Source organism: Algibacter sp. TI.3.09 (assembly GCF_038154905.1).
GTDB lineage: Bacteria > Bacteroidota > Bacteroidia > Flavobacteriales > Flavobacteriaceae > Algibacter.
The window spans coordinates 903,583-921,953 of sequence record NZ_JBAKAN010000001.1; the positions used below are offsets into that span (position 1 = coordinate 903,583).

Annotated in this window: 18 protein-coding genes; 11 read left to right on the forward strand and 7 right to left on the reverse strand. The window is 33.4% G+C overall.

The window, feature by feature from the left end:
• Positions 1-17: 17 nt before the first annotated feature.
• The 7 genes from V6246_RS03520 to V6246_RS03550 are packed head-to-tail and all read right to left on the reverse strand — an operon-like array spanning position 18 to position 8,464.
• Positions 18-1,817: an ABC transporter ATP-binding protein gene (locus V6246_RS03520; RefSeq protein ID WP_341558980.1), complete on the reverse strand. Its 1,800-nt coding sequence runs from the start codon at positions 1,815-1,817 to the stop codon at positions 18-20.
• 52 nt (positions 1,818-1,869) lie between these two features.
• Positions 1,870-2,907: a sensor histidine kinase gene (locus tag V6246_RS03525; RefSeq protein ID WP_341558981.1), complete on the reverse strand. Its 1,038-nt coding sequence runs from the start codon at positions 2,905-2,907 to the stop codon at positions 1,870-1,872.
• Between the two features lie 46 nt (positions 2,908-2,953).
• A complete protein-coding gene (locus V6246_RS03530; protein WP_341558982.1) occupies positions 2,954-3,904 on the reverse strand; it encodes a YHYH protein in 951 nt (316 codons plus the stop codon).
• A 38-nt stretch (positions 3,905-3,942) separates the two neighbouring features.
• Positions 3,943-5,163 (reverse strand): ABC transporter permease, encoded by a 1,221-nt coding sequence (locus V6246_RS03535; protein ID WP_341558983.1) that lies wholly within the window; start codon positions 5,161-5,163, stop codon positions 3,943-3,945.
• A gap of 2 nt (positions 5,164-5,165) precedes the next feature.
• Positions 5,166-5,909 (reverse strand): ABC transporter ATP-binding protein, encoded by a 744-nt coding sequence (locus V6246_RS03540; RefSeq protein WP_341558984.1) that lies wholly within the window; start codon positions 5,907-5,909, stop codon positions 5,166-5,168.
• 6 nt (positions 5,910-5,915) lie between these two features.
• Positions 5,916-7,121 carry an efflux RND transporter periplasmic adaptor subunit gene (locus V6246_RS03545; RefSeq protein ID WP_341558985.1) on the reverse strand — a complete coding sequence of 402 codons (1,206 nt, stop codon included), beginning with the start codon at positions 7,119-7,121 and terminating at the stop codon, positions 5,916-5,918.
• Between the two features lie 11 nt (positions 7,122-7,132).
• Positions 7,133-8,464: a TolC family protein gene (locus tag V6246_RS03550; RefSeq protein ID WP_341558986.1), complete on the reverse strand. Its 1,332-nt coding sequence runs from the start codon at positions 8,462-8,464 to the stop codon at positions 7,133-7,135.
• A 372-nt stretch (positions 8,465-8,836) separates the two neighbouring features.
• On the opposite strand from V6246_RS03550, the gene V6246_RS03555 reads away from it, so the two are divergent.
• The 11 genes from V6246_RS03555 (at position 8,837) to V6246_RS03605 (ending at position 18,232) form a co-directional block, all read left to right on the forward strand.
• The gene (locus V6246_RS03555; protein ID WP_341558987.1) at positions 8,837-10,171 is read left to right on the forward strand and encodes a cytochrome ubiquinol oxidase subunit I; all 1,335 of its coding nucleotides are present in this window, start codon (positions 8,837-8,839) and stop codon (positions 10,169-10,171) included.
• Positions 10,172-10,173: 2 nt separating this feature from the next.
• Positions 10,174-11,250: a cytochrome d ubiquinol oxidase subunit II gene (cydB, locus tag V6246_RS03560; RefSeq protein WP_341558988.1), complete on the forward strand. Its 1,077-nt coding sequence runs from the start codon at positions 10,174-10,176 to the stop codon at positions 11,248-11,250.
• 21 nt (positions 11,251-11,271) lie between these two features.
• A complete protein-coding gene (locus V6246_RS03565; RefSeq protein WP_042503596.1) occupies positions 11,272-11,805 on the forward strand; it encodes a DUF6933 domain-containing protein in 534 nt (177 codons plus the stop codon).
• Positions 11,806-11,899: 94 nt separating this feature from the next.
• Positions 11,900-12,799 (forward strand): DMT family transporter, encoded by a 900-nt coding sequence (locus V6246_RS03570; RefSeq protein WP_042495188.1) that lies wholly within the window; start codon positions 11,900-11,902, stop codon positions 12,797-12,799.
• A 157-nt stretch (positions 12,800-12,956) separates the two neighbouring features.
• Complete coding sequence (locus V6246_RS03575) at positions 12,957-13,322, forward strand: DoxX family protein (RefSeq protein WP_042495191.1); 366 nt, start codon at positions 12,957-12,959, stop codon at positions 13,320-13,322.
• 3 nt (positions 13,323-13,325) lie between these two features.
• Positions 13,326-13,910, forward strand: a complete 585-nt coding sequence (locus tag V6246_RS03580; protein ID WP_341558989.1) for a TetR/AcrR family transcriptional regulator — start codon at positions 13,326-13,328, stop codon at positions 13,908-13,910.
• Position 13,911: 1 nt separating this feature from the next.
• On the forward strand, positions 13,912-14,574 hold the full coding sequence (locus V6246_RS03585; protein ID WP_042495194.1) for an NAD(P)H-binding protein: 663 nt from the start codon (positions 13,912-13,914) through the stop codon (positions 14,572-14,574).
• A gap of 20 nt (positions 14,575-14,594) precedes the next feature.
• Positions 14,595-15,227 carry a nitroreductase family protein gene (locus V6246_RS03590; RefSeq protein ID WP_042503591.1) on the forward strand — a complete coding sequence of 211 codons (633 nt, stop codon included), beginning with the start codon at positions 14,595-14,597 and terminating at the stop codon, positions 15,225-15,227.
• Between the two features lie 11 nt (positions 15,228-15,238).
• Entirely contained in the window at positions 15,239-16,237 is a 999-nt protein-coding gene (locus V6246_RS03595; protein ID WP_074935844.1) for an NADP-dependent oxidoreductase, read from the forward strand.
• A 19-nt stretch (positions 16,238-16,256) separates the two neighbouring features.
• Entirely contained in the window at positions 16,257-17,417 is a 1,161-nt protein-coding gene (locus V6246_RS03600) for an iron-containing alcohol dehydrogenase (RefSeq protein WP_341558990.1), read from the forward strand.
• An 8-nt stretch (positions 17,418-17,425) separates the two neighbouring features.
• Positions 17,426-18,232, forward strand: coding sequence for a type 1 glutamine amidotransferase domain-containing protein (locus V6246_RS03605; RefSeq protein WP_341558991.1), 807 nt, complete (start codon positions 17,426-17,428; stop codon positions 18,230-18,232).
• The last annotated feature ends 139 nt before the right edge of the window (positions 18,233-18,371 follow it).

Consider the following 18,371-nt stretch of genomic DNA (forward strand, 5'->3'; position numbering starts at 1 on the left):
TATAGGTATAGTTAAATTTATTCTTTTAAAGTGTTTTTAATTTTATCAATATTTAAGCTATTTGCCATAGCATTAAATATTTTATAATAGGCACTCTCATTGTTGTACAATGCCACATGAGTACCCTGTTCGATAACTTTTCCTTTTTCTAAAACAATGACATTTTCGGCGTCAATTATTTGAGAAATACTGTGGGAAATAACGATTACTGTTCGCCCTTTTTTTATGGCGTCTAAACTTTTCTTGATTTCTTCAGTTGCTATGGCATCCAAACTCGCCGTGGGTTCATCAAGAAAAATAATAGGAGGATTTTTCAAAAATAATCGTGCTATAGAAACCCGTTGTTGTTGCCCTCCAGATAGTAATGTTGCTTTTGAATTATAGCCCTCTGGCAATTGAATAATTTGCTCATGGATATAAGCTTGTTTTGCTGCCGCTACAACCTCGTTATCTGTAGCATTTTCTTTTCCGTAAAGGATGTTTTCTTTAATGCTTCCATTAAATATATGATTTTTTTGTAATACCAACCCAATGTTATCTCGGAGCCAATGCGTATCATATTTTTGTAAATCAACTCCATCTAAAAGTATTTCTCCTGAGGTTGGTGCATAGAATTTATCTAACAAATTAATGACTGTGCTTTTTCCAGCACCACTTAAACCAACTAGAGCATTTATCGTATTGGGTTTAATAACCATCGAAACATCATAAAGGGCTTTGGTTCCGTTAGGATATGCAAAATCTACATCTATAATTTCAAAAGTACCGGTGAATTTTTCAGGAATGTAAGTGCCACTTAATTCTGTTTCTTCATCGGCGTCCATAATTTCAAAAAATGCATCCGAATATATTATTGCATCTTGTACTTCATCATATATGCGATGTAATTGTTGTATAGGTGCCGATACATTGTTAAATAGTAAAATATGAAACATTATGGCGCCGATAGTCATGCTGCCATTTAAAACAAAATAAGCGGTTAATATGATAATAATTACGACTCCAAATTGTTCTGTGAATTTCTTCAATCCGTCAAATAAGAAACTTAATTTTCTTGTTTGTAATTGATTTTCAGTCATGTCTAACTGAATGGCTTCATGCTTTTTACTTTCAAAATTTTCTCTTGTAAAAGATTTTATAACAGTAATAGAATTTATTAAACCAATTATGCCATTATTCTTTGTTTCTCTATATTTCCTCATGGTGCGTCTAAAACCTTTCAGTTTTTTAGCTTGCAGACTGCTTATGTAGAAGAAAAGTGGAATAATTGAAAGACTCACTAACCCCACATATACATTGGCGTTGAACATGATAATTAAAGCGACAAAGGCGTTAAAGAATAACGGTAATATATCTATGAAGAAGTTTTTTACTAACTGTGTAAGGCTAGAAACGCCTAAATCTATTCTGGTTTGTAATTTGCCGCTTTCATTAGTTGGAGAACTATAAAAAGCCATTTTGTAAGTCAATATGCGTTCTACAATGTTTTGAGCAAAGTCTTTTGAAATGTAAATTTTCATTTTTTCTCCATAGAACTTTTGACCAAATTGTACTAATGCATAAAAACCTTCTTTTAAAAGCAGAATAATACTAATTGTTGCTAATAGCGAAAACCCCTCTTTTACGGTTTTATTAGCTTCACTTAATGTCGTTAATTCATCAACGGTGTAGCGTAATACTAACGCATTAACCTGCGCCAATAATGCGCCAATTATGGTTAGGATTAAAGACGCAATCACCAATTTTTTATAAGGTTTTACGTAATCCCAAAGTTTTTTAAAAAGCTCTACAAGCGTTTGCTTAGAGGCATCTTTCATATATTAAAGTTTAAACGTATTGTGATTTGAGAATTCAATTATTTTATTATGCTTAGTTTGTTTCCACTTCTAAGGTTACCAAAAACCGATCATCTTTTAGAATAGTTTTAAAGCTGAATTTATCTGAATACAATAACTCTAAACGCTTCTCTAAATTCTGAAGTCCAATACCAGAGCCACTTTTATCGTCTGTTTTCTTCGGGAAATTATGGTTTTCAACTGAAAACAAAACGGTATTATCATCACAAGTCATATTAATATCAATAGTACTTGGTTTAGTCGCCGAAACGCCATGTTTAAAAGCATTTTCGATTAACGAAATAAATAATAAAGGTGCTATTTGTATACCTGTTTCTTTAACAGGAAAGCTATAGCTAACACTTGTTTTATCGGACACTCTTAGCTTCATTAAATCGATATACTTTTTAAGAAAATCGATTTCTTTACTAAGCGGTACAACTTCTAAATTAGTCTCGTACAACATATAGCGCATCAATTTACTTAAACTATGTATAGAAGACTTGGCTTGATCTGGCGAAATATCTACTAAAGAATAAATGTTATTTAAAGAATTAAAGAAGAAATGCGGTTGCAATTGATAATGTAAATGCTGTAACTCCGATTTTAATTTAATATTAGCGGCTTCCTTACGTTCAGCTTCCGTTTTAACCCATCGTTTTGTAGATTTTAATGCTACTGAAAAGAACAAAGGAGCCAAATACGATAGCAATTGTATGTAAATAGCCATTTTAAATGGAGGATCTGTTCTCTCGGTATTTGCGAGACGCTTTTTTAAAATATCTTGAAAATAGTTGTCTTCAATATATTCTTTTAAAAACAAGAAAAATCCTATCAGTGCTATATTTACCGTTATAAATAATAACGTTTTTTTAGGAAACAAAAAACGATCTATCAACACAAAATAATTGAAGTAAAAGATAATTGCAGAAAAGAACAAAGGAATCCAAAAATGTGCTTTAACTCTATCTAACTCTTGATCTTGATTATAAGATAACAAGTAAGGCAAACTGACTAATGTTAGCCAAACTAGCAGATGCAAAAAGATGGTTATGTTTTTATTCTTGTACATTAACTTTAATTTAATTTTACTATTCTTTTGTTACAAAAAGGTCTATTTACTCCTGTACAATTGCATTTCCTGCAACACCATTTAGACATTTTATTATTTGATTACCTCCTGGTTCTCCAGCATGATAATGGTAACCTCTAGTTTCGTCTTCATGACCACCACAATCATCTAAATCTGTTGGTTTATGGTCATTTTCGTCTAAAAGTGCATAAATACCAAAACCATCGATAGCATAGCCTAACATTGGGGCATGCACATCTGCTTGATTTACTTCCTTTGTAAATCCTGTAGCTGCATGATAATGGTAGCCTCCATGAGGATTTACATGTCCTCCTTGATCATCTAAAGGCGCAATAGTATGTGCAGCCAATATAGCTTCTGTTGGTGCTGGTGGATCAAAATTAACACCATTAAAAGCGACACCAATAGCACCTCTTCTAAAGCGTTGTTCATTATTTGTATAAACTGGTGTAACCGGAATAGTATACGTTGTTACTTGGTCTTTATAATATTTAGGTAAACACTCTACACAATAATTCTGATAGGCTTCTTCCACATCTGGCTTTGCTGCTCCTTCGCATTCTTCCTGTGTTGCAGTATACTTTACGCTACCATCTTCTCTAAAGACTTTCCATTCATCATCTTTATAAAACTCGGCTAATTCTGCAATAAAATGACCATCTACATCATAGACTTTTCCATCTTCAAACCAAATACCTCCTTTTTCTTTAGCATCATCAATATGTCTTGGGCACCAAGGTCCCATTTGATGCTCTGATGGTCTTGAGTTGGTTTTAAACACATAGCATAATGTTGGTGTTCCGTCTAGTTCCACGGTTTCCTGAGTAATTTTCCCAATAATATTATCTGCGATAAAGTAATCTGGATTTACTGAAACAACTTTAACTAACTCTGTATTTTTATCTGATTTACAGGACGCCATTACAATGGTGATTGCTAAAAGTAAAAATGGTTTTAAATGTTTGCTGGTTTTCATGTTTATCCGTTTTATTAATGAGTTAGAATCACGAGTCTTTACTCGTAACGCAACGCGGTTATAGGATCTAAAGCCGATGCTTTTCTAGCTGGATACCATCCAAAAAAGATACCTGTTACAGCACATACTGCAAAAGAAATAACTATAGAATACATCGCCACGCTTGTAGGCCAATTTAAGAATTTTTCTATGAACACCGTTGCTCCAAGCCCTAATAATACACCTAAAACTCCTCCGGTTATGCTTATCAAAATGGCTTCTATTAAAAATTGCATTAAAATATCGGAGCCCTTTCCTCCTACAGCCATACGTAACCCAATCTCTTTTGTACGTTCTTTTACGGAAACATACATGATATTCATAATCCCAATTCCTCCAATTAATAAAGAGATACTAGCTACCGCAACTAGCAGTATTGTAAGCATTTCGCTAGTTGAACTGAACGTTGAAATTAATTCTTCCATAGAACGCACAGTAAAATCGTCTGTATCACTATCTGTTAATTTGTGTTGTTCTCTTAAAATTTCAGAAACTTCTAAAACAGCATTTGGCGCCTCTTCCTCACTGATAGCAGATGACATAATCTGATTTAAATGATCAATAGCTAAAATACGTTTTTGCACCGTTGTATAAGGTGCAATAACTACATCGTCTTGATCTTGACCAAAGGTGTTTTCTCCTTTTTCTTCTAAAACACCTATGACTTTAAACGGAATATTATTAAAACGAATCATTTGCCCTACAGACTCTTGCCCATCAGGAAATATATTATCTACAACCGTTTGACCTATTACAGCCACTTTAGAGGCTGTTTGAACCTCAGCATCTGTAAACATGCTTCCACTTTGTAAATCAACCACTTTAATGTTTAAATACTCAGGGTTAACACCGTAAATCGAGGATGGCCAGTTGCTAGACCCATTAATAACTTGTCCTTTACCTTCTACCACTGGCGTGCTATAACTTAGTAAAGTCGACTGCGCTTTAATCGCTTTATAATCATTTAAAGTCAGCGATTCCATAACACTTGCCTCTTGCCTTACACCGCCTCTTGTGTCTGCGCCTGCTTTTATCGTTATCATATTAGACCCCATACTTGATATGGTAGTCCGAATACTCTCTTTTGAGCCTTCTCCAATAGCTAACATTGCAATAACGGAAGCTACACCTATAATAATTCCAAGCATCGTTAATAAGGTTCTTGTTTTATTAAGAATAATGGCTTTTGTTGCGATTTTAAATAAATTTAATAGTCTCATAATTAATCGTCTTGTTTAGGTAATTTGGCCAATTCATTTGCTGCAGATTGAATATTATCATTCTTATAATCTTTCATAACCGCACCATCTTTTAATACAATGGTTCTACTACTAAATGTAGCAATATCCGGCTCGTGCGTAACAAATGTAATCGTAATACCTTGTTTGTTTAACTCTTGAAATAAGGACATAATTTCATAAGATGTCCGCGTATCTAAGTTCCCTGTCGCCTCATCGGCTAAAATCATTACTGGATTATTAACTAGTGATCTGGCAATAGCAACACGCTGCTGTTGTCCTCCGGAAAGTTGAGATGGTGTGTGATGTAAACGTTCGCCTAATCCTACTTTCTCTAAAGCTTCAATAGCACGTTTTCTGCGTTCTTCTGTAGATACTTTACTGTTATATAACAGTGGTAATTCTACGTTTTCAATAGCTGATGTTCTTGCTAATAAATTATAAGATTGAAAAATGAATCCAATTTTCTCGTTTCTAATAGTTGCCAATTCATTTCTAGATAAGTCTTTCACTCTTACACCATCAATTTCATAGGTTCCAGACGTTGGTTGATCTAAACATCCTAAAATGTTTAACATCGTACTTTTTCCAGAACCACTTGATCCCATTATAGTGACAAACTCACCTTCTTTAATATCAAACGAAATGCCTCGTAATGCATGAACCGTCTCGGTTCCCATGGTAAACTCTCGCTTTAAATCTTCTATTTTTATGATTGCTTTGTTCATGGTTTTTTATTTTTTCTTGTTACCTCCTGGGCGTTGTGGCATAAATGGACTTTCGCTTTTAGCATCTGCACTCACTTCCGATTTTGCAACGCCTTTTAAACTATACACTAATTTTTCACCTTCTGAAACACCACTTAACACTTGTACATTTACACCATCACTCGCGCCAAGCGTTACCGTTTTAGGTGAAATAGACCCGCTACTTTCCAATACCCAAAGTGTTGTTCCTTCTTTAGTTCTTTCAGTGTTATTAGCTTCTAATTGGTGTTGTAAATTATAGCTTGCAAAGACTTCTTTTTCTGGTTTAAAGTTGATGGCTTTAGCTTCCGCAGTTAATACATCATTTAATTCTAATGTGTAAATTGAAATAGTTGCTGTTAATCCTGGTTTTAGTTTTAAATCTGGGTTATCTGCTTTAATTACAACGGTATACGTTACTACATTTGAAGTAACAGTTGGGTCCAATCTTACTTGTGTTACTTCACCTTCAAAGGTTTCACCTAAGTAAGCATCGACTGTAAAAGTTACGCGTTGCCCTTCTTTTACTTGTCCTATATCTGCCTCATCCACATCTGCCTCTACTTGCATTTCTTTTAAATCTTGTGCAATAGTAAATAGCGTTGGTGTACTTAAACTTGCTGCTACCGTTTGCCCTTCGTCAATAGCTCTAGATAAAACCACACCATCGATAGGCGAATAAATATTAGCATAACCTAAATTAGTTCTGGCTTGTTGTAAATCTGAATAACGTTGCGTCACCGTTCCTTTTGCTGTTTGATAGTTGAAAGTAGCATCATCAAAATCAGATTTGCTTATCACTTGATTATCAAATAACGTTTTCTGTCTGTCGTAAATCGTTTGCGTGTAGTTTCTTTGGCTAACCGCATTATCATAAGCTGCTTGTGCTTGCGTTTTTGCTGCGTTTAAATTAGTTTTATCCAATTCAGCAATCAACTGTCCTTCCGTAACCACACTGTTATAATCCACATATATTTTTTCAACTACACCAGAGACTTGTGTACCAACCTCAACTTGTGTAATTGGTTCCATTGTACCTGTTGCAGTAACCATGGTAGTGACGTTTGCTTTTTTTACTGCTATTGTTTTAGCTTCAATGATAATAGCGTCGTCAGCTTTTATAAATGAATATCCTACAATAGCGAGTACTACAATGACAATGCTACTTATTATAATGTTTTTTTTATTTTTCATGATCCTTTAGATTAAAGTTTGATATCGTTTCCTTGATAAAATTGTAATAATTGGTGATATAAAATATTTAGGTATTTTGCTTGCAAATAGTTTTGCTGTGCATTAGTGTACGTGTTTTGGCTAATTACTAAATCGGTTGTGCTTAAATCGCCTAATTCATATTTCTTCTGAGCTAGTTTGTAACTTTGTTCTGATGCTTCTTTGGAAGCTTCCGCAGCTATAATTTGTTCTTGTGCAGATAATGCGTTTTGGTAAGCCGTTTCTACTTTCTTGTAAAGAATTTTTTCAGTAATTTGTTTCTGAATTTCAGCCTTTTCAATATTTATGGTAGCCGATTGTACTGCTGATTTTGTTGCGTTTCTATTAAAAATAGGAATGGTTAATGATAAGCCTAACTTCTGATTAAAGTTAACATCAAACTGATCGGAAAATGTATTATCGTTTATACTTGTATAACCAGAACCTACACTTCCGGAAAGTGATAATGTTGGCGAATATCCTCCTTTAGCAATATCGAGTTCTTTCTCTTTTGCTGCTACATTTAACTTACTAGCTTCTATTTCTGGCAAGTAATTTAGCGCGTTGTTATATATGGAAATTCTATCTAATTCTAAATTTATTAGATCCATATTTTCGTCAATAGACTCAATTTCTAAATCGTCCATTGGTGTTAGCTCTAATAGTTGTTTCAAATCAATAATATACTGTTGATAATTGTTCTTAGCTGCAATTAAATTGTATTGATTAGTAGCTACTTGACTCTGTGCTTCTGTATAATCACTTAAAGCAATAGTTCCTGCATCTAAACGGGCTTTTGCTCTCAATACTTCTGTTTTAGAAGCTTCTAAATTAGATTCGGCAATAGCAATATCTTCTTTACTGAAAAGTGCTTGCAAGTAGTTTTCTAAAAGGCTAATAACAATGCTGTTTTTTGCTTCTTCTTCTAAAAAAATATTTTGTTCTAAAAGAATTTTATTCTGCTTAATTTGATTACTTATTTGGTTGCCTTTAAACAGCGTTACAGAACTATTTATACCCACATTAGTACTGTGTATTTGATCGGTAACATAACTACTTGTAATAGGGTCAATAGTATTTCCGTTAGAAAAACTTTGAGACGCACTACCAAATAAGTCTGGTAATCTAGACGATTTTGCTTTACTATAATCTACTTCGGCAAGATTTGTATTTAAAGAAGCATCTTTTACGCTAATATTATGTGCTATAGCATAATTGATACAATCTTCTAAAGACCACACATTCGAGCTAACGTCTTTAGGTGTTTCTTGCCCTATTGAAATCTGTGCAAATAGAAAGCTTGCGATAATAATATATAATTTCATTTGTTAAGGTGTTTTTGTTTTACACTTCAAAAATGAAACTAAATACATCCTTATAAAATAGTAATAGAAGTTTGATGGAATTGACTATACCAAAACCCCTATTCTATCGACGAGATTTTTATAACTATTGCAGATAATTGAAATATAGATAAAAGCCTTTGAACTTTTGATAAAACTTGATTTAAGGGCTTTATTTAACGGATATTATACCAAGGAAACAATCCGTAATCATTAACTTTGTTTACAGTAAATTTAATTGATGAATTAGCGATTTTATATTTTTTACTGAAACTTTTATCTGTAACAAAAGTTACTGTGCTTTATATTAAAATCGAATAATTTCGTCGGCAACATATACAAATTATTGCTTTTATGGAAGACATGCTTTTTTATGATAGAATGCAGTTTGCTTTTACCATTACCTTTCACTACTTATTTCCGCAATTAACTATGGGCTTATCGCTTATAGTGGTTTATTTTAAAGGGAAATATCTTTATTCAGAAATTGAAAAATATAACGACGCTGCTAAATTTTGGATGAAAATTTTCGCACTAAACTTCGCTATGGGTGTGGTTACCGGAATACCAATGGAATTTCAGTTCGGAACCAATTGGGCTAAATTCTCGGAGCTTACCGGTGGTATTATTGGACAAACCTTGGCAATGGAAGGCATGTTTTCGTTCTTTTTAGAATCTTCATTTTTAGGACTTTTTATTTTTGGTGAAAAGCTTCTAGGGCATAAACTCCATTTTGTTACTGGGTTTTTAGTCTTTTTAGGTTCTTGGGCCAGCGGCTATTTAATTATTGCTACGCATTCCTGGATGCAGCATCCCGTGGGTTATGAAATTTTGGAAAACGGCCGATTTGTTCTAAACAACTTCAGTGCCCTATTTTCAAATCCATGGTTATTACCATCCTATTTCCATAATCAATTAGCATCGGTAATTACGGCATCGTTTGTTGTAGCTGCCATTGGCGCATTCTATATTCTGAATAATAAACACAGCGAATTCGGAAAACTCTTTGTAAAAACAGGTGTTGGTTTCGGTTTAGTATCTAGTATTTTAGTGGCATTCCCAACAGGAGATTTAGTAGCTAAAAACGTTGTAAAACACCAACCGGTAACCTTTGCAGCTATGGAAGGAATTTTTGAAACCGAAGAAGGCGGCTCGGAAATTGTTTTAATTGGACAACCTAATATACTCGAGCAAAAACTAGATAATAAAATAGCCGTTCCAAATATTCTAAGCTTTTTAACCTATCAAGACTGGAATGCGGAGATTAAAGGTTTAAATGAATTTGATAAAAGCACACACCCAACAAACATACCTGGGCTTTATTATGCTTATCATATAATGGTTGGTTTAGGTACCATTTTTATAGGTTTAATGTTATTGGCGGCCGTACAGCTTTTCAGAAAAAAACTATATACTACAAAATGGATTCTGTGGGCACTTATGTTTATGCTTCCTTTTCCATATATCGCCAATACAACAGGTTGGTATACTGCAGAATTAGGCCGACAACCCTGGTTAGTGTATAACTTGCTGCGCACCGCAGATGGTGCATCACCAACCGTGTCGGCAGGAAATACGTTATTTACACTACTTGGTTTTATTGGTTTGTATTTGCTTTTAGGTTTGCTGTTTTTAATGCTAGCCGGAAAAATAATTAACAAAGGTCCACAACTTAACAACACACATTAATTATGGAATTATTTTGGTATATCGTTTTAATGACCATGTTGGCTGTTTATGTCATTTTGGATGGCTACGACTTTGGAGCAGGAATTATTCATTTGTTTTTTGCTAAAACAGAAAAAGATAAAAAAGCAATAACTAACGCTATAGGTCCTTTTTGGGATGCCAACGAGGTTTGGCTTATCGCCTCTGGTGGGATCTTGTTTTTTGCATTTCCAACGTTGTACGCCTCATCGTTTAGTGGCTTTTATTTACCCTTAATTATGATTTTATGGTTACTAATTTTTAGAGCTATTGGTTTAGAGTTACGCGGACAAATACACAACCGCATATGGGAAGCCATTTGGGATAAAGCTTTTGGAATATCTAGTTTGCTTTTGGCCTTGTTTTTTGGTGTTGCTCTAGGTAACGTAGTTCGTGGTGTTAATTTAGGTAATGTTGTAAATGGTGTATCTACGCACGAAGCACATTTTTTCTTTTTACCACTTTGGAACCCAACATTTAGTCCACATGCAGAAGCCTTAGGTGTTATCGATTGGTTTACACTTTTACTAGGTATTATTGGTGTGATATCTTTAGCAATCCATGGTGCAAATTGGATTATTTTTAAAACCAATTCCGATTTAAACACCAAGCTTAGAAAGGTGATTTTCAACTTAAATATTGTACTATTAGTTTTAGTAATTATCTCAATTTTAATTTGGCATTTAATAGAACCAAAACCATTTCACAACTTTTTTAAATACCCTTGGTTATGGTTATTCCCTATTATAACATTAACAGGGTTATTGGGTTTGTTCAAAATTAAATCATTTAAGAAAGATGGCTATGGCTTTATATTTTCATCTTTATTTTTGTTTGGAGGTTTAACCACAACCGTATCGTCAATTTTCCCTAAAGTATTGCCTTCAACAAATGATATTAATCCAGATTTAACGCTTTATAACGTAGCAGCAGATGAGTATGGTTTATCTGTTGGTGTATATTGGTTTGCTATCGCTATTGTGTTAGTGGCTGTATATATGTTTATTCAATATAAAGTCTTTAGAGGAAAAATGGACGATGTTGGTTATGGAGAACATTAAATTTTAAAATATTTATAGATTATGCAAACCCCAATATATACATCTATTAAATTAGAAAAATTAATTAAAAAACTAATTAAAACAGAACCGATAAAAAACTTAGGTTTGTTAGGAAAATGGAATGCTACTATTTTTCATGTTAATAGAAAAAAGTGTTGGCTTGTGGCTAATGCAAAAACACAATACTCTATAATTTTAACAGATATAAAAGCGAAGGATTTAAAAAATATTTCGGATATTTTTAAGAACGCATTTTATACGCAGTTAATCTATGATGGTATTATTATAGATTTTGAAATAGTAAATTCACTTATTGGTGAAATAACCTTTTTTAGGACTGATAATGATAGAAAAACTACAGGCTTTCAAAACGATAGGCTTTCGCATTTAGAGTATTGGAAAGATGAATTTAATAGCTTAGAAGCTATGCCCATTAAAGATTTAACAAGCCGTATGAATAATATACCTATCCATATTGGAGAAAGTAAAAAAATGGCAGATTTCACTTATGCTAAAAGCGAAATGGAACAATGTATTGAATCTATACAATTATAAATTACTCCTTATTTTAAGTTTGTATTGCAATTAATAACGCCAAGATATCTTATATTTTTTATTGTAGAATTAGAGATTAAATTATCTTCGCGCGATGTGGATGTATTTAGGGCTTTTAGCCGCGTTATTTTTAGGGTTACACAACTTATGTAAAAAGCATGCCGTTCAAGGCAATGAAGTGTTTCCGGTGCTTTTAGGTACGGTAGGTTCAAGTTTTATTTTTCTTTTGCCATTTTTCATTGGTTCAATTTATTATCCTGAATTCACTAAAGGCCTCGGCTTTTTTATAGAACCTATTCCGTGGCAAACACATGGTTTTATTTTTATAAAATCGGCTATTATGGCAAGCTCATGGGTTTTAGCATATCAAGCTCTAAAACATTTACCAATAACCATTGTTACTCCTATTCGGTCTGCAGGTCCGTTTTTCACGTTTATAGGCGCTATTCTTATTTATGATGAAAAACCTAACGGATTACAATGGGTAGGCTTTTTTCTTATTATATTTTCGGTTATGCTCTATTCCAAAATTGGAAAAAAAGAAGGTATTAACTTTAAACGAAACAAATGGATTTTTGCCATTATAGCAGCTACGTTTTTAGGAGCCTCTAGCGGATTGTACGATAAATTTTTAATACAAAGTTTATTTCTAGATCCACAAACCTTATTATTTTGGTTTAGCTTTTATGTTATTTTAATCCTTTTAGTGATACTATCGATAACTTGGTTTCCTTTTGCAGACAAAAGAAAAGCCTTTAAATGGAGATGGACTATACCGGCTGTTGGAATTCTTTTAACATCGGCAGATTATTTCTATTTTAAAGCACTGCAAGATCCTGAAGCTTTAATTATGCTACTTTCCGCTATTAAGCGAAGTCAGATTATAATTGCCGTGGTTGTTGGTGGTTTAATATTCAAAGAACAGAATAAACGCAAGAAATTAGTACCACTTGTTGGCATTATGCTAGGTGTTTTTCTTATTCTGTATTCATAGTATAAATATATTTCATATTTCTAAACATCTTATAACAATAGTTTTAGCGGTAAAACAACGTCACTCATCTTAATTTTCAACTATTGAATATAAACTTTTGTTAAAAAAAGAATGAACGTTCATTTTTTACATATATTTGTACTCACAAAACATAGAGATGAAACTTTTTTGGAACATTTTAAGAGTATTACTTGCCATATTTATGATATATGCAGGTGCTCAACATTTTGTTAATGTTGACTTTTTCAAAGCCTTTGTTCCAGATTTTCTGGTGTACAAAGCATTTATTATTTACGCATCGGGAGTTATAGAAGTAATGCTAGGTATATTATTACTTATACCACAATACAAACGCACAGCGGCTAGCGGTATTTTTGTATTAATGATATGTTTTTTACCAATACATGTTTGGGATGTGTTTTCTGCAAACCCTGCAATTGGTAGTCATGAAGCCGCATTAATTAGATTGCCATTGCAACTTGTATTAATTGCGTTGGCTTATAAATTTACAAAAAATCAATAAATTATGGCTAAGCTACAGAAAAGTATAGATAAACGTAATGCATTGGTAAAAGCAACCATAGAGTTGGTAAACAACGATGGTTTCCATGCAACACCTATGAGTAAAATAGCTAAAATGGCCAATGTTTCGCCTGCAACTATTTACTTATACTTTGAAAATAAACAAGATTTAGTAAATCAGACTTATATAGATGTAAAAGCGGAATACACAAAGTATGCTTTTGAAACTTATGATGAAAACATGAGTGTTGAAGCTGGCTTTGAATTAATATGGAAACGTATTGCCGATTTTAAACTAAAGGAATGTGAACACGCTATGTTTTTAGCACAGTGTGATAATTCGCCTATGATTGATGAAGCAAGTCGCCAACAAGGTATAAAACACTTGCAACCCCTACTCGATTTGTGGAAACGTGGTAAAGAGGAAGGTGTTATAAAACCATTATCAGATTATCTTTTATATGCTTATGCCATTAACCCATTATCGTTTTTAATGATGATACAAAAACGTGGCGTGTTTCAATTAGATAAAGAACATTTAGAAGAAGCTTATCAATCTGCCTGGAGCAGTATAAAAGTTTGTAAATAACATGAATAAAACAGCTATTATACTTGGCGCAACTGGTTTAACAGGGAATATTATTCTTCATAAATTAATTGAAGATGATAGATATAAAACCATCAAACTGTTTTCTCGTTCTAAAATAGAAGGATTACCTGATAAGGTAGAACAATTTATAGGAGATCTATTAAACCTGGAAGATTTTAAACCCGATTTCAAAGCAGACGAAGTCTATTGTTGCATTGGTACAACTACCAAGAAAACACCAAATAAAGAACTCTATAAAAAAATAGATTATGGTATTCCGGTAACGGCAGCAAAGCTTTCAAAAGAAAACAACATACCTACGTTTTTAGTGATATCAGCTATGGGTGCTAATGAAAGCAGTAATGTGTTTTACAATAAAACAAAAGGCCAAATGGAGCACGATGTTTTAAAACGAAATATAAAAAACACTTTTGTGTTAAGACCATCTTTAATTGGTGGCGAAAGAAAAGAACATAGACTATTAGAAAAAATTGGACTGGCTGTTTTCCAAGTCATTGAACCCTTATTTATAGGGAAGTTAAAACAGTATAAAATTATAGATGCCGAAACCATTGCAACAGCGATGATAAAATTAGCAAATAACAGAAGTAATGCCGAAGTGATTATAACTTCAAACGATATAAAACAAATTTCAAAACAATAACTAAAAAATAAATTTAAGATATGGAATTATTAGATAAATTAAACTGGAGATACGCTGCAAAAGCGATGAATGGCGAGAAAATAGCTGAAGATAAAGTAGAACGTATTTTAGAAGCAGCTCGTTTAGCACCAACATCTAGCGGTTTACAACCTTTTGAAATTTTTGTAGTAAAAAACCAAGATGTTAAAGAGAAAATTAAGCCTGTAGCTTGGAACCAATCTGTTGTTACAGACTGCTCTCACCTACTTGTTTTTGCTGCTTGGGATACGTACACCCCAGAAAGAATTAACTATATGTTCGATTTAACCAATGATATTCGTGGTTTCAAAAACGAAGGTTGGGAAGATTATCGTAAAATGTTATTAAACTCTTACCCTCAAAAAGATGCGGAAGAAAACTTTAATCATGCTGCAAAACAAGCTTACATTGCTTTCGCAGAAGCGCTTACTGCTGCTGCTTTCGAAGGTGTAGATACTACCCCAATGGAAGGTTTTGATGCCGATGCTGTAGATCAAATTTTAGGTTTACGTGAAAAAGGTTTACGTAGTGCCGTTTTATTACCAATGGGTTATAGAAAAGATGATGCAGATTGGTTAGTAAATCTTGTAAAGGTTAGAAAACCTATGGAAGACTTAGTGACTGTAATTGAATAAAAAAAAGAAAAATGACAAAGACAATTTTATTAAACAATAGACCAAAAGGAAAACCGACAGTTTCAAATTTTGAATTTGTTAGTGACCATACTGAATTAAAAGTTGGCGAAGGAGAAATCTTGTTAGAAGCTGCTTATGTATCTGTTGATCCTTATTTAAGAGGACGTATGAGCGATGCAAAATCGTATGTGCCTCCTTTTGAACTTAATAAACCCGTACAATCTGGAGTGGTTGCAAAAGTAGTTGCCTCTAAAAACAAAAACTTTGCTGAAGGTGATTATGTTTCTGGATTGTTAAGTTGGAAAACACAACAAATTTCTACAGGTGAAGGCCTTTTAAAAGTTGATGGCGATAAAGCACCATTAAGTACTTATTTAGGTGTTTTAGGAATGACGGGCTTAACGGCTTATTTAGGGTTAAACGAAATAGGAAAACCTAAAGCAGGAGAAACTATTGTGGTTTCTGGTGCTGCTGGAGCTGTAGGCTCTGTAGTTGGGCAAATAGCAAAAATACTAGGACTTCACGTTATAGGAATTGCTGGAACCGACGAGAAAATCGAGATGCTTAAAAGTAAATTTGGTTTCGATGCTGGTATTAATTACAATACAAGCAAAGATATTAATGCAGACATTAAAGCTTTAGCGCCAAATGGTGTCGATATTTATTTTGATAATGTTGGTGGGCCTATTTCGGATGCTGTTTTATTCAACATCAATCGTTTTGCACGTATGATTATATGTGGTGCTATTTCGGTTTATAATGAAACAGAATTACCAAAAAGCGTTAGTGTACAACCATTTTTAGTTAAAAATAGTGCCTTAATGCAAGGCTTTATTGTTTCTAACTATGCTGAAAAATTCCCAGAAGCTATGAAACATTTATCAGGATGGTTAGCAGAAGGTAAATTAACTTACACTGAAACTATTGTTGATGGTTTCGATAATATTCCTAATGCTTTTATCGATTTATTCGAAGGTAAAAACAAAGGAAAAATGATAGTGAAAATTTAAAAAATTAAAGAGAAAGAAGATGAACAATTTTGAATTTAAAAATCCGACCAAAATTATTTTTGGAAAAGATTCTATTGAAAAATTAGAAAATGAAATTCCGAAAGACGCTAAAGTATTATTGCTTTATGGTGGCGGAAGTATTAAGAAAAACGGTATTTACGATCAGGTTAAAACAGCTTTAACAAAGGTTGAAGTTGTTGAGTTTGGAGGTATTCCTGCAAACCCAGAATACTCTGTATTAATGGATGCTTTAAAGGTTATTAAAGATGAAAACATTAGCTATTTATTAGCTGTTGGTGGTGGATCTGTAATAGATGGTACCAAGTTTTTATCGGCAGCAGCATTATTTAAAGGTGATACACCTTGGGATATTTTAAGCCAAAATATTAGAACGGAAAAAGGTATGCCTTTTGGAACCGTTTTAACTTTGCCGGCTACAGGATCAGAAATGAATTCTGGAGCTGTAATTACTAGAAAAGAAACAAAAGAAAAATTAGCTATGGGTGGTCCTGGTTTATTTCCTGAGTTTTCAATTTTAGATCCGCAAGTGATTACCTCTATCCCAAGACGCCAATTGGTAAACGGTTTAACCGATGCCTTTACACACGTTTTAGAACAATACATGACGTATTCGGTTGGTGCTTTATTGCAAGATCGTTTTGCTGAAAGTATTTTACAAACCATTATAGAAGTTGCTCCAAAGGTTTTAAAAGACCCTACAGATTATCAAGCAGCCTCTAATTTTATGTGGAGTTGCACGATGGCCTTAAACGGATTAATCCAAAAAGGAGTGCCTAATGATTGGGCTGTTCACGCCATGGGGCACGAATTAACGGCTTTATTTGGTATTGATCACGCGCGTACTTTAGCTGTAATTGCACCAAGCCATTACAAATATAATTTTGAAGCTAAAAAAGAAAAATTAGCACAATACGGTGAGCGTGTTTGGAATATTACTGAAGGTAGCATGGACGATAAAGCTTATGCGGCGATTGAAAGAACGGAAGCGTTTTTTAACGAATTAGGTATAGACACTAAATTATCCGATTACACCAAAGATTACGAAGGCACTGCCGAAGAAATCTCTAAACGTTTTACAGATCGTGGTTGGTTAGGCTTAGGTGAACACCAAAGTTTATCGCCTGATAAAGTTGAAAAAATTGTAAAAATGGCTTACTAATTTTATTGATGAAGACTTTAAAAACATTAGCCATAGCATTTACAATAATTACAGCTTCAAGTTGTAAAGACGTAAAACAAGAAACAATTTCTGAAAAAGTTTCAGAAGTAAAAACAGAATTAAAAAAACAAAACGACATGAAAATATTATTTGTATTAACATCTCATGATAAATTAGGAGATACAGGAAAAAAAACAGGATTTTGGGTAGAAGAATTTGCTAGCCCATATTATACATTATTAGATAAAGGTGCTAAAATTACTATTGCTACACCAAAAGGTGGTGCTGCACCAATAGACCCAAGTAGTGATTCTCCAGATGCTGCTACAGCTTCTACAGATCGCTATAATAAAGACGAAGATGCAAAATCAAAAATTGCAAACACTGAGGTTTTAGCCGATATGAATCCTAACGATTTTGATGCGGTATTTTATCCTGGTGGTCATGGTCCTTTATGGGATTTAACCAATGATAAAGCATCGGTTGCTTTAATTGAAGCATTCGATCGTCAAGAAAAACCAATCGCTTTTGTATGTCACGCACCAGCTGTATTAAAAGATGTAAAAAATGCAGACGGAACAGCTTTAGTAAAAGGAAAGCGTGTTACAGGGTTTTCTAACTCAGAAGAAGCAGCTGTTGGATTAACAGAGGTTGTGCCTTTATTATTAGAAGATATGCTTATTGAAAATGGAGCATTGTATTCTAATTTAGACCAATGGAAACCATACGCTGTACAAGATGGTAACTTAATTACGGGTCAAAACCCAGCATCTTCAGAATTGGTTGCAGAAAAATTATTAGAGAGTTTAAAATAATTTAAACATACTTTTATAGAGTAAAAGGTTGCCCATTATTTGGGCAACTTTTTTTTTTGAATTTTCATTAATTCTTTCATTAAAAACCTGCAGAATTCCCTTAGTTATTTTAATAAAGCCACTATACTCAATCGACTAA

Coding starts and splice junctions, on each gene's coding strand:
- V6246_RS03520 (WP_341558980.1), bottom strand. CDS start 1,817: ATGAAAGATGCCTCTAAGCAAACGCTTGTAGAGCTTTTTAAAAAACTT.
- V6246_RS03525 (WP_341558981.1), bottom strand. CDS start 2,907: ATGTACAAGAATAAAAACATAACCATCTTTTTGCATCTGCTAGTTTGG.
- V6246_RS03530 (WP_341558982.1), bottom strand. CDS start 3,904: ATGAAAACCAGCAAACATTTAAAACCATTTTTACTTTTAGCAATCACC.
- V6246_RS03535 (WP_341558983.1), bottom strand. CDS start 5,163: ATGAGACTATTAAATTTATTTAAAATCGCAACAAAAGCCATTATTCTT.
- V6246_RS03540 (WP_341558984.1), bottom strand. CDS start 5,909: ATGAACAAAGCAATCATAAAAATAGAAGATTTAAAGCGAGAGTTTACC.
- V6246_RS03545 (WP_341558985.1), bottom strand. CDS start 7,121: ATGAAAAATAAAAAAAACATTATAATAAGTAGCATTGTCATTGTAGTA.
- V6246_RS03550 (WP_341558986.1), bottom strand. CDS start 8,464: ATGAAATTATATATTATTATCGCAAGCTTTCTATTTGCACAGATTTCA.
- V6246_RS03555 (WP_341558987.1), top strand. CDS start 8,837: ATGGAAGACATGCTTTTTTATGATAGAATGCAGTTTGCTTTTACCATT.
- cydB (WP_341558988.1), top strand. CDS start 10,174: ATGGAATTATTTTGGTATATCGTTTTAATGACCATGTTGGCTGTTTAT.
- V6246_RS03565 (WP_042503596.1), top strand. CDS start 11,272: ATGCAAACCCCAATATATACATCTATTAAATTAGAAAAATTAATTAAA.
- V6246_RS03570 (WP_042495188.1), top strand. CDS start 11,900: ATGTGGATGTATTTAGGGCTTTTAGCCGCGTTATTTTTAGGGTTACAC.
- V6246_RS03575 (WP_042495191.1), top strand. CDS start 12,957: ATGAAACTTTTTTGGAACATTTTAAGAGTATTACTTGCCATATTTATG.
- V6246_RS03580 (WP_341558989.1), top strand. CDS start 13,326: ATGGCTAAGCTACAGAAAAGTATAGATAAACGTAATGCATTGGTAAAA.
- V6246_RS03585 (WP_042495194.1), top strand. CDS start 13,912: ATGAATAAAACAGCTATTATACTTGGCGCAACTGGTTTAACAGGGAAT.
- V6246_RS03590 (WP_042503591.1), top strand. CDS start 14,595: ATGGAATTATTAGATAAATTAAACTGGAGATACGCTGCAAAAGCGATG.
- V6246_RS03595 (WP_074935844.1), top strand. CDS start 15,239: ATGACAAAGACAATTTTATTAAACAATAGACCAAAAGGAAAACCGACA.
- V6246_RS03600 (WP_341558990.1), top strand. CDS start 16,257: ATGAACAATTTTGAATTTAAAAATCCGACCAAAATTATTTTTGGAAAA.
- V6246_RS03605 (WP_341558991.1), top strand. CDS start 17,426: ATGAAGACTTTAAAAACATTAGCCATAGCATTTACAATAATTACAGCT.